This window comes from Moellerella wisconsensis (genome assembly GCF_022592395.1).
Taxonomy (GTDB): domain Bacteria; phylum Pseudomonadota; class Gammaproteobacteria; order Enterobacterales; family Enterobacteriaceae; genus Moellerella; species Moellerella wisconsensis.
This window is the reverse complement of record NZ_CP093242.1, coordinates 3,407,055-3,419,832: the sequence shown is the minus strand read 5'-3', so window position 1 is coordinate 3,419,832 and position 12,778 is coordinate 3,407,055. Positions and strand designations below refer to the sequence as shown.

At 42.3% G+C, this 12,778-nt stretch carries 10 protein-coding genes, 2 tRNA genes, 1 rRNA gene and 1 pseudogene; 10 read left to right on the top strand and 4 right to left on the bottom strand.

Features of this window, described 5'->3' with window-relative positions; all coding sequences use genetic code 11:
• Positions 1-58: 58 nt before the first annotated feature.
• The 3 genes from rrf (at position 59) to MNY66_RS14925 (ending at position 390) form a co-directional block, all read left to right on the top strand.
• Positions 59-174, top strand: a 5S ribosomal RNA gene (gene rrf, locus MNY66_RS14935).
• Positions 175-230: 56 nt separating this feature from the next.
• Positions 231-307, top strand: a tRNA-Asp gene (locus MNY66_RS14930).
• Positions 308-314: 7 nt separating this feature from the next.
• A tRNA-Trp gene (locus MNY66_RS14925) sits at positions 315-390 on the top strand.
• Between the two features lie 278 nt (positions 391-668).
• Here the strand turns inward: MNY66_RS14925 and MNY66_RS14920 are convergent.
• Positions 669-1,440 (bottom strand): annotated as a pseudogene (locus tag MNY66_RS14920) (IS5 family transposase).
• A 390-nt stretch (positions 1,441-1,830) separates the two neighbouring features.
• Entirely contained in the window at positions 1,831-2,685 is an 855-nt protein-coding gene (gene hdfR / locus MNY66_RS14915) for an HTH-type transcriptional regulator HdfR (RefSeq protein ID WP_047254875.1), read from the bottom strand.
• A gap of 111 nt (positions 2,686-2,796) precedes the next feature.
• Between hdfR and MNY66_RS14910 the strand changes: the two genes are divergently transcribed.
• Positions 2,797-3,135, top strand: a complete 339-nt coding sequence (locus MNY66_RS14910) for a MaoP family protein (protein ID WP_047254876.1) — start codon at positions 2,797-2,799, stop codon at positions 3,133-3,135.
• Between the two features lie 156 nt (positions 3,136-3,291).
• Here the strand turns inward: MNY66_RS14910 and MNY66_RS14905 are convergent, their stop codons facing one another.
• Complete coding sequence (locus tag MNY66_RS14905) at positions 3,292-4,821, bottom strand: YifB family Mg chelatase-like AAA ATPase (protein ID WP_047254877.1); 1,530 nt, start codon at positions 4,819-4,821, stop codon at positions 3,292-3,294.
• A 455-nt stretch (positions 4,822-5,276) separates the two neighbouring features.
• Here MNY66_RS14905 and ilvL point away from each other — a divergent pair, with 455 nt between their 5' ends.
• From ilvL to ilvA, 6 genes are all read left to right on the top strand, one after another.
• Positions 5,277-5,375, top strand: coding sequence for an ilv operon leader peptide (ilvL, locus tag MNY66_RS14900; protein WP_072057313.1), 99 nt, complete (start codon positions 5,277-5,279; stop codon positions 5,373-5,375).
• Positions 5,376-5,510: 135 nt separating this feature from the next.
• A complete protein-coding gene (ilvG, locus tag MNY66_RS14895) occupies positions 5,511-7,154 on the top strand; it encodes an acetolactate synthase 2 catalytic subunit (RefSeq protein ID WP_241501145.1) in 1,644 nt (547 codons plus the stop codon).
• Positions 7,154-7,423, top strand: a complete 270-nt coding sequence (ilvM, locus tag MNY66_RS14890; protein WP_047254879.1) for an acetolactate synthase 2 small subunit — start codon at positions 7,154-7,156, stop codon at positions 7,421-7,423. The genes ilvG and ilvM overlap by 1 nt, the downstream gene beginning before the upstream one ends.
• A 16-nt stretch (positions 7,424-7,439) precedes the next feature.
• Complete coding sequence (locus MNY66_RS14885) at positions 7,440-8,369, top strand: branched-chain amino acid transaminase (RefSeq protein ID WP_047254880.1); 930 nt, start codon at positions 7,440-7,442, stop codon at positions 8,367-8,369.
• Between the two features lie 61 nt (positions 8,370-8,430).
• Complete coding sequence (gene ilvD / locus MNY66_RS14880; RefSeq protein ID WP_047254881.1) at positions 8,431-10,281, top strand: dihydroxy-acid dehydratase; 1,851 nt, start codon at positions 8,431-8,433, stop codon at positions 10,279-10,281.
• 2 nt (positions 10,282-10,283) lie between these two features.
• On the top strand, positions 10,284-11,858 hold the full coding sequence (ilvA, locus tag MNY66_RS14875; RefSeq protein ID WP_047254882.1) for a threonine ammonia-lyase, biosynthetic: 1,575 nt from the start codon (positions 10,284-10,286) through the stop codon (positions 11,856-11,858).
• Here the strand turns inward: ilvA and ilvY are convergent.
• Positions 11,850-12,749, bottom strand: coding sequence for an HTH-type transcriptional activator IlvY (ilvY, locus tag MNY66_RS14870; protein ID WP_047254883.1), 900 nt, complete (start codon positions 12,747-12,749; stop codon positions 11,850-11,852). The two genes, ilvA and ilvY, sit on opposite strands and share 9 nt — an antisense overlap.
• Positions 12,750-12,778: the final 29 nt, after the last annotated feature.

The following is a 12,778-nucleotide window of genomic DNA, read 5'->3' as shown; positions in this document are numbered from 1 at the left end:
GATTAAAGTTAATGTGATGGAAGCCGTAAGGTGACATCATGTTGACAGACAGAATATGTCTGGCGGCGATAGCGCGGTGGTCCCACCTGACCCCATGCCGAACTCAGAAGTGAAACGCCGTAGCGCCGATGGTAGTGTGGGGTCTCCCCATGTGAGAGTAGGGAACTGCCAGACTTTAATTAAAGACTTATTGCAGTGATGCGATAAGCAGCCGAAAGGTAAGCATTTGTGGAGCGGTAGTTCAGTTGGTTAGAATACCTGCCTGTCACGCAGGGGGTCGCGGGTTCGAGTCCCGTCCGTTCCGCCACTTATTTAGGGGCGTAGTTCAATTGGTAGAGCACCGGTCTCCAAAACCGGGTGTTGGGAGTTCGAGTCTCTCCGCCCCTGCCACTTACCAATTAAGTAATAATAAAAGAAGTATCATATTGATAGCCCGGCTACTTTAGTCGGGTTTTTCTTTATCTAAATTTCGGTTGTTTTCATGATTTTTCCCCGTTTTTTCCTCTTATAAAGATTACTAATCTTTTTTTACCATACAGAAAATAAATTTTTCCTAATTTTTCCTATAACTCGAATATTTATTCCGCTCCTAAATATATATTGATTATCTTTATGCTTAAAGATAGTAAAAAATATTTTTCATGTAATTTTTAGGGGCTGTTGATCTTTCACATTGGTAACCACATCATTACACACACCAGTGCAAGCATACTGGCATAGTTTCGTTCCAACTTATCGTATCTTGTTGCTATCGCTCGAAAATGTTTAATTCGCGCAAACGCATTCTTGACTAAATGTCGATATTTATATAAATACCAAATAAATACCAATCTATATCATCATTCCCTGCCTTATTGTTTTTTCAACGAGGGATTACGGGAATGGCTCCTTGCTCTTTAATTGAATCTTTCAATTTTTAACTGTCGTAACCTTTGTCTGCAATAATATATTCTGATTTTGGGGCTCGGCATATTAATTGCCCTGCATAGGCAATATTATGAACCTGTCCACCCGACAATTCGAAATGAACCGGAAGCCCATAGCTGTCTACCGCGAGATGAATTTTTGTCGAGTTCCCCCCGCGACTTTTTCCTATCGACTCATTACTTTCTGACACTGCAGCTGTACCATGTGGATGTGTTGATGTGTGCGAATAATACTACCATCAATAAAAATCCATTCAGAATCAGTAGATTCAGACAAGCTTTTAAAGAGTTGTTGTAAAATACCCTTTTTAGACCATAAGTGAAAACGACGAAATACGGTCTTCCACAAACCGAAATTCCTTGGAAGATCGCGCCAGGGACAACCCGTTCGCATCCTATAAAGGATCCCTTCTAGAGTCATCCGATGTTCACTTTTGTTGTATGCACGGCCACTTTTAAGCATCAGCTTGTGTAGCCTGTACCACTGTTCATCTGTTAACATTGTTCTCGACATGGTGGTTTTTTTTTAATTTGTGGTAGATCCAATTATACCGAATCACCATGCCGCCCAATTAATAATCTCAAAAGATCAACAGCCCCTAGTAATTATAAAATTAAAAAATAACATTATATAAAAATAACCATTTGAAATTAAAATAAAAAAGTAAGATGAAAATCTTATTTTAATAGATCATTCCGATGATTTTTTAAAAACAAATTGAGAGTTACTGACTGATTAGAAGTTAAAATCTCAGTAATAAACCGATCCAAACTAGATATAAAAATACCTAGTTTTGTTCGGAGAACTTTATCGATTAGGGCAGATGTTATCTATTTATAATATTGAATTTCTAGTACTTAGATATGATACGTATCGGTTATCGAATAATAGTTAAAATTATTATCAAGAACCTTCATTTTCATGATGCAATAAAGCATGTTTAATCGGTGTTTTAAGCAATTGATTAATTAATGCTTGCTGATCATTTTTTTGTAGCCAAATTGCATACAGTGGCTTTGTAATTACAGATTCTGAGGCTGTTTTAATGTTAGGGTAGTCAGAAGCCCAATGTGACGGTAAAAATGCCGCAGAAAGCGTTACAGAAAGTAATTGGCGGGCTATGTGAGCTGATGTAGTGATCATCACCGGAGATGAATCAGCAGAGAGCAAAGGTTGATTTTGGGGATTGAAATCTGCGCCCCATTCTAGCTTGATATAGTTATATTGAGTGAGAGCTAAATGTTTTTGCGAAGTCATTAGCTGCAACGAGATAGAACCAATAATTGTACTCTGAAATTCGTCCATTTTTGGAGGCTCTGTTGCTATCAACAAATCTAATTCTCGGGAATGGATTTGTTTGACTAACGATTGACGAGTCGATACTCGCGATTCTAATCGTAGTTCATCATGTTGTTGATATAAGTCTTGAATCCAATCCGTTAAATATCCTTCCCACAATGATGCGGTCGCTCCAATTGACAATTCAGTATGCTGCGAAGCATGGGTAATTTCTTTTTTAGCTTGCAGCCAAGTATTCATCAATGATTCAGCATAGGGTACTAATCGCTCACCCGCAGCAGTAAGACGAATATTATTACGATGTCGAGTAAACAAATTTGTGCCAAGTTGAGTCTCTAGCTGACGTATTCTAAAACTTACTGCAGACTGTGTCAGATAGAGTGATTCCGCGGCTCTTCCGAAGTGGCGCGTTTTACTGACCTCCAAAAATGTTCTAAGTAACTCGGTATCCACATGCATCTCCAATTTTTTTTGTCGTGAGGATTTAAATGTTTTGTTTTACAGAATGCTAATGCTATCTAATACTCCGCGCCATAAAGCGTTTGACAGTAGAAATTAGGAGTGTGCCAGATGGCAGAAAGCTTTATCACGACTAATCGTTTTTTTGATACTAAACATTATCCTCGTGGCTTTTCTCGTCATGGTGATTTCACCATCAAAGAGGCTCAATTATTAGAGCGTTATGGTCAGGCTTTTAACGAGCTTGATGCAGGTAAACGTGAACCACAAACAGAAGAAGAGAAGCTTTTCGTCTCTGCTTGTCGTGGTGAACGTGAGCCCACTACCCTTGAAGAGAAAGTGTGGGCAAAATACGTTTCACGTATTCGTCGCCCTAAACGCTTTCATACTTTATCTGGTGGAAAACCTCAGATTGATCCATCGGAAGACTATACAGATACAGATGATTAATATCATCTAGATCTGCGAGAAAAGGGGCTTTGGCTCCTTTTCTTTTCATTCGTTAGCCTTATTTGAATCGTAAAGTAGCCAAATGATGGTTTGCATTAAAATTCCCTCAATTAATAACCATTACTTTTAGCTTTTCTGTTGTTTCCCCTATATTCTCTAACTTACTTGTTGTTGTAAATGTAGCAGAAGTCTATCCATCGCTCGATAACTTAATGCTTCGAGTAAATGTAATTTTTCAATATTTTTCTCTTCATTAAGATCGGCGATAGTGCGCGAGACGCGAAGTATTTTATGCCAAGCCCTAATGGATAAGCCCAGTTTATTTAGTGCAGATTCGAGAAAAAAAGCATCCTCCGGTTTTAATTGACATAAATTACTGGTTTCTTTTCCACTTAGAAGCCCATTAATTTTTCCTCCCCGTGCAATTTGCTTTATTCGAGCAGCGGATACCCGCTGTTTTATCGTGCTGCTACTTTCAGTAGCAATATTCGGCTGGCTAAGCGTGCCTAGAGGCAGCAATGGGATTTCAATAGAGAGATCAAATCGGTCGATGAAAGGCCCTGAAATACGTGATAGATAGCGTAACATTTGTGTTGGGGTACTGCGTTGATAATTTCCTTCATAATATCCAGTCGGGCTGGGATTAAGCGCAGCGATGAGCTGAAATTTTGCCGGAAAAGTAACTTTAGCTTTTGCTCTGGAAATAATTATTTTATGTGACTCTAAGGGCTCTCTTAATGAATCTAATACTTTTCTTTGGAATTCAGGGAGCTCATCTAAAAAAAGAATTCCATGATGTGCCAGCGAGATCTCGCCTGGTTTCGGTAAGCTGCCACCACCGATAATGGCTGCTATTGAGGCACTATGGTGAGGTGAACGAAAGGGCCTATCTGGCCATTCATTACCATGAAGCGATACTCGCTCATTCAAGTTATGTATCGCTGTAACTTCTAATGCTTCCTGTGGAGTTAATGGTGGCAGTAATGAAATTAATCGGCTCGCTAGCATGGTTTTCCCTGTACCAGGCGGGCCGAGTAGCAGTAAGTTATGTCCCCCTGCGGCGCTAATTTCTAATACTCGTTTACCTTGTTCTTGGCCGATAATTTCGCTGACATCATCATATTGATTTTGGGTACAGGTGGGATTTTTTAATAATATATTGCCGCTTAGTGCATGGTTATCAGCTAAAAAATAGCAAATATCAAGTAAGTGTTCGGCGAAATATGCGGAGTTATCCGGTAATAAATTTAATTCAGCTTTGTTATCGACAGATAAAATCAAAATTCTATTCTTGATGATGGCCTCTTGAGTCGCAATAATCGCGCCTGAAATATGGCGTAAACATCCAGAAAGAGCTAACTCGCCTAAGAATTCAAATTCATTCAGTCTAGTGGTTGGGATCTGTTCTGAGGCAGCCAAGATAGCAATGGCTATAGCCAAGTCATAGCGTCCGCTCTCTTTGGGTAAATCAGCTGGGGCTAGATTTATGGTTATTTTTTTTACTGGATATTGAAATCCACTATTAATGAGTGCGCTACGTACTCTGTCTCTGGATTCTTTAACTGCGGTTTCAGGCAGTCCTACCATGGTTAATCCGGGTAAGCCATTACTGATATGCGCTTCGACAGTAACTGCGGGCGCATTCATGCCGATTGAGGCTCGAGTATAAATAACAGCTAGCGACATAATATCTCCCTTTGGGTATAAGCATAGATTAGTTGAGAAAATAGAATGGATGGCTAATATTGCTGGAAAGCGTAGATGTACTCGAAAATATTTAATATTTATGCCGAGTCGAATAGTTATTTTTTCGGCGCGGCTCACAATTAATAATAACCAAGTTATATTTTTCTTGAATTAAAATTAATCACTGTAATTAACTAATATTTAATAGCTGGAGATTTAGATTAAAATAATAAAGGATTAATAATAATAGCGTCATTACATTGTTATGAAGTGTTTTATTGGTTTATATCTCTAGCAAATAGCTTGTTTGGTAGGTCATTATTTTATTTTTCTTCTATCCTATTGATTTGAAATAAACAAAACATTATGAAATGAAAAAAATAAAATAAAGGTTGTCAAAATATTTTTAAAATGATAACTCTTAAGTTATACAGAATCACATTGAATAGAAGATTATGAACGCATTTGTCCAAGTTATTAGCCTAATTATACTAAGCGTGGTGGTGATTATTATCCCACCGTGCGGGGCTGCACTTGGACGAAGAACGGCTTAAAGATTAGCCAGATCTCAAAAGAACCCCGCACCGAAAGGCGCGGGTTTTTTTTTGCGTAAATATCGAAAAATTAAAATGTGTGGTCGTAAAAATAATTAATGCAAATAAAACGATAAAAAACGACAGGAGAAGGGCATGAACGGGGCACAGTGGTTGGTTCAAGCGTTGCGAACACAAGGAGTTGATACCGTATTCGGTTATCCCGGCGGTGCAATTATGCCAGTATATGATGCTCTGTATGATGGTGGTGTTGAACATCTGTTATGTCGACATGAGCAAGGTGCTGTTATGGCGGCGATTGGTTATGCACGTGCCAGTGGCCGCACTGGAGTATGTATTGCAACATCGGGACCGGGAGCAACGAATTTGATCACTGGCCTAGCTGATGCATTACTCGATTCCGTCCCTGTTGTAGCCATCACCGGGCAAGTCGCCTCAGATCTTATAGGAACGGATGCTTTTCAAGAAATTGATGTCTTAGGTTTATCCCTCGCTTGTACTAAACACAGTTTTTTAGTCGAATCTATTGATGACCTTCCTCGTATCGTTGCAGAAGCTTTTATCATTGCTAATAGTGGTCGTCCTGGCCCTGTATTGATTGATATTCCCAAAGATATTCAGTTGCAACAAGCTGAGTTATCAGCTTATTTAATGCCTGTAGATGAAGAGTTTGTTACCCCTGTAGCCGCGTTAGAACAGGCTAAGTTATTATTGCAACAAGCCAGTAAACCTATTTTCTATGTTGGTGGTGGTGTGGGCATGTCGCATGCCGTTGAGCAATTTAGGGCGTTAGCTGAATTTACCGGGATTCCGGTTGTTTCGACGCTTAAAGGTTTAGGCGCAGCTGAACGTTCATCGCCTTATTATTTAGGTATGTTGGGCATGCACGGCACAAAAGCCGCTAATTTTGCGGTTCAGCGCAGTGATTTACTAATTGCAGTAGGTGCACGTTTTGATGATCGCGTAACAGGGAAATTAAATACTTTTGCTCCCAATGCTAAAGTTATTCATATCGATATCGATCATGCCGAGTTAGATAAATTACGCCAGACACATGTTTCTTTATGTGGAGACGCTAAAGCATTATTGCCAGAACTGATGATGCCGCTGGATATTTCTGCGTGGCAGCAAGAGGTCACACAACTGAAAACTGAGTTTTTTTGGCGTTATGATCATCAAGGGGAAGCGATTTATGCCCCCTTGTTATTAAAACAATTATCAGAGAAAAAACCACATAATACCGTGATCACGACAGATGTCGGTCAGCATCAAATGTGGTCGGCTCAGCATTTGAGTTTTGAAGCGCCAGAAAATTTTATTACGTCTAGCGGTTTAGGCACCATGGGATTTGGTATTCCTGCGGCTATCGGCGCACAAATTGCTCGGCCACAAGATACCGTAGTCTGTGTCTCTGGCGATGGCTCTTTCATGATGAATGTGCAGGAATTGGGTACTATCAAACGTAAAAAATTACCCGTTAAAATCTTATTATTAGATAACCAGCGCTTAGGGATGGTACGCCAATGGCAAGAACTGTTTTTTGAACAACGTTATAGCGAAACAATTCTTACCGATAATCCAGATTTTATTACTTTAGCTTCTGCGTTCGAGATCCCCGGCCGTCGTATTACAACAAAATCTGAAGTTGCTGCCGCGTTAGATGAACTACTGAATAGTGAAGGCCCGTATTTATTGCAGGTATCAATAAATGAATTAGAAAACGTTTGGCCATTGGTTCCACCAGGGGCAAGCAATGAAAAAATGATGGAGAAACCCTAATGATGCAACATCAACTCGCCATTCAAGCGCGTTTCCGTCCCGAGGTTTTAGAGCGTATATTACGCGTTACTCGTCATCGTGGATTTCATATCTGCTCCATGAATATGGACCAAACGCTAGACGGCAATAATGTTAATATCGAGCTGACAGTAAATAGCCAGCGTCCATTGGCGTTGCTTTATGCTCAATTAACCAAGTTATCTGATGTTTCCGGTGTTGAAATCCGTGAACAAGAATCACGACTATTAAGCACACAAAGTGCTATGTAAGGAAAGGAAGACAAAAATGACAAAGAAAGCTGACTATATTTGGTTTAATGGTGAAATGACCCCTTGGGCTGAGGCGAAAGTGCACGTAATGTCTCATGCATTACATTATGGAACCTCGGTGTTCGAAGGTGTCCGTTGCTATGACTCGCATAAAGGCCCGGTCGTTTTTCGTCATCGTGAGCATATGCAGCGTTTGCAGGATTCTGCAAAAATCTATCGTATGCCGGTCAGCTATAGTGTTGACGAACTGATGGAAGCGTGTCGCGAAACTCTGCGTAAAAATAATTTAGTTAGCGCCTATATTCGTCCTTTAGTCTTTATCGGTGATGTGGGTATGGGGGTGAATCCGCCAGATGGCTACAACACCGATGTCATTATCGCTGCATTCCCTTGGGGGGCTTATTTAGGCGAAGAAGCGCTGGATCAAGGTATCGATGCGATGGTTTCTTCATGGAATCGTGCGGCAGCGAATACTATCCCTACAGCAGCTAAGGCTGGGGGGAATTATCTGTCTTCTTTATTGGTGGGCAGTGAGGCGCGTCGTCATGGCTATCAAGAAGGTATTGCTCTGGATGTCAGCGGTTATCTTTCTGAAGGGGCAGGCGAAAATATTTTTGAAGTTAAAAATGGTATTTTATTTACCCCTCCGTTTACCTCAGCTGCACTGCCCGGTATTACCCGTGATGCGATTATTACATTAGCCAAAGATATGGGTATTGAAGTCCGTGAGCAAACATTGTCTCGCGAATCATTGTATCTGGCTGATGAAGTCTTTATGACCGGTACCGCGGCTGAAATTACACCGGTACGCAGTGTCGATGGAATTCAAGTGGGCATTGGTCGCTGTGGCCCAATAACTAAAAAAGTTCAGCAAGCATTCTTTGGCTTATTCAATGGTCAGACAGAAGACAAATGGGGCTGGTTAGATCCAGTCAACCCACAATAAAAAATTTTATATCTTACAGGCGGTCGTTCCCCGCCTGTTGCTAAACACAGGAGTGAAAACAATGCCTAAATACCGTTCCGCCACCACAACTCATGGCCGTAATATGGCGGGTGCCCGAGCATTATGGCGCGCGACAGGCATGACAGATGACGATTTTGGCAAACCGATTATTGCCGTTGTTAATTCATTTACTCAGTTTGTACCCGGACATGTTCATCTGCGTGATTTAGGCAAATTAGTGGCTGAGCAAATTGAAGCCTCTGGCGGAGTCGCAAAAGAATTCAATACGATTGCTGTTGATGATGGTATCGCGATGGGGCATGGCGGTATGTTGTACTCGCTGCCTTCCCGTGAATTAATTGCTGATTCGGTTGAATATATGGTGAATGCGCATTGCGCCGATGCCATGGTGTGTATTTCTAATTGCGATAAGATAACCCCAGGCATGTTGATGGCTTCGTTGCGTCTAAATATTCCGGTCATCTTTGTTTCTGGCGGTCCGATGGAAGCCGGAAAAACTAAGTTATCCGATCAAATTATTAAACTTGATTTAGTCGATGCGATGATCCAAGGGGCTAATCCAAATGTAAGTGATGCAGAGAGCGATCAAATTGAACGTTCTGCGTGTCCAACTTGCGGTTCGTGCTCGGGGATGTTTACGGCTAATTCGATGAATTGTTTAACCGAAGCGTTAGGTTTATCTCAGCCGGGTAATGGTTCGTTATTAGCAACTCATAGTGATCGCGAACAATTGTTTTTAAATGCGGGTAAGCGCATCGTCGAATTAACTAAACGTTATTATGAGCAAGATGATGAGAGTGCGTTGCCTCGTAATATTGCCTGTAAAGCGGCATTTGAAAATGCGATGACGCTAGATATCGCGATGGGTGGCTCAACAAATACTGTGCTGCATTTATTGGCCGCTGCGCAAGAAGGTGATGTCGATTTTACCATGGAAGATATCGATCGCTTGTCACGAAAAGTTCCTCATTTATGTAAAGTCGCACCAAGTACACCGAAATATCATATGGAAGATGTTCACCGTGCTGGTGGAGTTATGGGAATTTTAGGTGAATTATATCGAGCCAATTTATTAGCGCCAGAGGTTAAAAATATTCTGGGGTTAAATTTAGCTGACACATTAGCGCAATACGATGTCATGTTGACTCAAGATGAGTCGGTTAAACAGATGTTTTCAGCCGGCCCAGCAGGGATCCGTACGACCAAAGCATTTTCACAGAGCTGTCGTTGGCCATCTCTCGATACTGACCGTGAAAATGGATGTATCAGAAGTCTGGAGCACGCCTACAGTTTAGAAGGTGGTTTAGCCATATTAGCGGGTAACGTAGCGGAAGATGGTTGTATTGTAAAAACTGCCGGTGTTGATGAAGGCAGTTTAGTGTTCCGTGGACCGGCTAAAGTTTATGAAAGCCAAGATGATGCAGTTGAAGCAATTCTCGGCGGTAACGTTGTGGCAGGGGATGTCGTCGTGATCCGCTATGAGGGGCCAAAAGGTGGTCCGGGAATGCAGGAAATGCTCTACCCAACGTCTTATTTAAAATCTATGGGTCTGGGTAAAGTTTGCGCTTTAATTACCGATGGTCGATTCTCGGGCGGAAGCTCCGGTTTATCAATTGGTCATATTTCGCCAGAAGCTGCGAGCGGTGGAGTGATTGCGCTGGTGGAAGATGGCGATATTATTGATATTGATATCCCACGCCGTAGTATTTCGTTAGTTGTCGATGACGCAGTATTAGCAGAGAGAACGCAAGCTGAGCTTGCTCGCGGTGAACAGGCATATACGCCGAAAAATCGCCAGCGTCAGGTTTCGTTTGCATTACGGGCTTATGCTTCTCTCGCCACCAGTGCGGATAAAGGTGCTGTGCGTGATAAATCCAAATTAGGGGGTTGATAATGGCCTCTACTAAATTGTTAACGGCGGCGCCTTCGAGCGCCGATTATCTGAAAGCCGCGCTCAGTGCACCGGTTTATGATGTTGCACAGGTGACACCATTGGAAAAAATGGGCAAAGTGTCTGCCCGTTTTGATAATACAATTTTAGTCAAACGTGAAGATCGTCAGCCAGTGCATAGCTTCAAGCTACGTGGTGCTTATGCAATGATCAGCGGATTAAACGAAGAGCAGAAAGCACGTGGAGTGGTTACTGCATCAGCGGGGAACCATGCGCAAGGCGTCGCATTATCGGCGAGCCGCGTTGGTGTAAAAGCGCTGATTGTGATGCCGGTAGCGACGGCGGATATCAAAGTGGATGCAGTGCGTAGTTTTGGCGGAGAAGCCTTGTTGTATGGGGCAAATTTTGATGAAGCTAAAGCGAAGGCCATTGAATTATCTGAGCAGCATGGCTATACCTTTGTACCCCCGTTTGATCACCCCGCAGTGATAGCCGGTCAAGCGACTATTGCGCTGGAGCTATTACAGCAAGATGAAAAACTCGATCGGATTTTTATTCCGGTTGGCGGAGGCGGACTGATTGCTGGCGTTGCGGTATTAATCAAACAATTAATGCCAGAAACTCAAATTATTGGTGTTGAAGCTGAAGATGCCGCCTGTTTGAAAGCGGCTTTAGCGGCAGGTGAGCCAGTAAATTTAGAGCGGGTCGGATTATTTGCTGAAGGCGTCGCGGTTAAACGTATCGGTGATGAGCCTTTTCGTTTATGCCAGCAATATGTCGATGATGTTATTACGGTCGATAGCGATGCGATTTGCGCCGCACTAAAAGATATTTTTGAAGATGTCCGTGCTATTGCTGAGCCTTCGGGAGCATTAGCATTGGCAGGGCTAAAAAAATATGTGCAGCAGCATAATATTAAAGGTGAACGCTTAGCGCATATTTTATCTGGCGCTAATATGAACTTTCATGGCTTACGTTATGTTTCTGAACGCTGTGAGATTGGCGAGCAGCGAGAAGCATTATTGGCAGTAACCATCCCGGAGCAAAAAGGCAGTTTTTTACGTTTTTGTCAGTTACTGGGTCATCGTGCGGTTACTGAATTTAATTACCGTTATACCGGTGTTAATCCAGAAAATGCCTGTATTTTTGTCGGCGTACGCTTAAACGGTGGAGAAGCTGAACGCAGTGAAATGATCGCTGAATTACAAGCAAATGGTTATGCTGTTGCTGATCTTTCTGACGATGAAATGGCTAAATTGCATGTACGCTATATGGTCGGCGGACGCCCATCTAAGCCACTGCAAGAACGTTTATTTAGTTTTGAGTTTCCTGAATCGCCGGGTGCATTGCTGAAGTTCTTACAAACCTTGGGCACATATTGGAATATTACTTTATTTCATTACCGTAGCCATGGCACCGATTATGGCCGTGTGTTGGCGGCTTTTGAATTATCTGGCCAAGAAGTACGCTTTGATCGTCATTTAAAAGACTTGGGGTATGAATATCATGATGAAACTGGAAATCCATCTTTCCAGTTTTTCTTAGCTCCGCAAGATAACCCACAAACCCTAGATTGAGCGTTCGGGCAGTAACTGCCAAAATGCACGGATTAGCGGCTCACTTAGGCGTTTGCTTAATACACAAACGCCTAATTCAAACGGTTCCACAAGCGAAATATTCTCTAGTTGAGAAATCCGGCTACGGACTGGTTCGGGGCTATTTTCAACCACTACACTCGGGATGAGTGCAATTCCGCAGCCTAATGCCACCATCGAAACAATCGCCTCATGACCCGAAACCGTAGCATAAATCAGCGGATTATGGATCTGATGGCGACGAAACCAGCGCTCAATACGCTGACGAGAAGGTCCGTGCTCGGGTAAAATAAACGGAACTTGTGACCAATCCGGTTGCGGATTATCGGTGACCATGGAGCGTACGGCGCAAGCCAGTGCTGGAGCTATTAATACTAAAGGGATCTCACCTATTTTTTTGAACCGCACGTTATTCGGCAATTTTTCTGGTTTTCCGGCAATCCCTAAATCAGCGTCGTTAGTTGCTACTTTATCGACGGCATCTGCAGCATCTCCGGTTGTGAGCTTGATCTCAACTAGCGGGTTTTGTGCTCGAAACTGATCAATAATTTGTGGAAGATGGCTATAGGCGGCGGTAACCGAGCAGAATAAGCACAATTCTCCAGTAAGCGATGGACTATTTTGATTTAGCCCATGCTGCAATTGTTGATACTGCAATAATGTTTGCTGCGCAAATTGCTTTAGCTGTTCACCGGCACTTGTTAGTTTTACGGTGCGATTATCACGCATAAATAGCCCATGACCGAGTTGTTCTTCGAGCCGTTGTATTTGGCGTGAAAGCGTCGATGGGCTGACATGCATTGCTTTAGCCGTGCGTCCAAAATGGCAGCTTTCAGCTAAATGAAGAAATAATTTCAGGTCACGAATGTCGATAATTGCCTCCGAATAAACAGATAATAGCG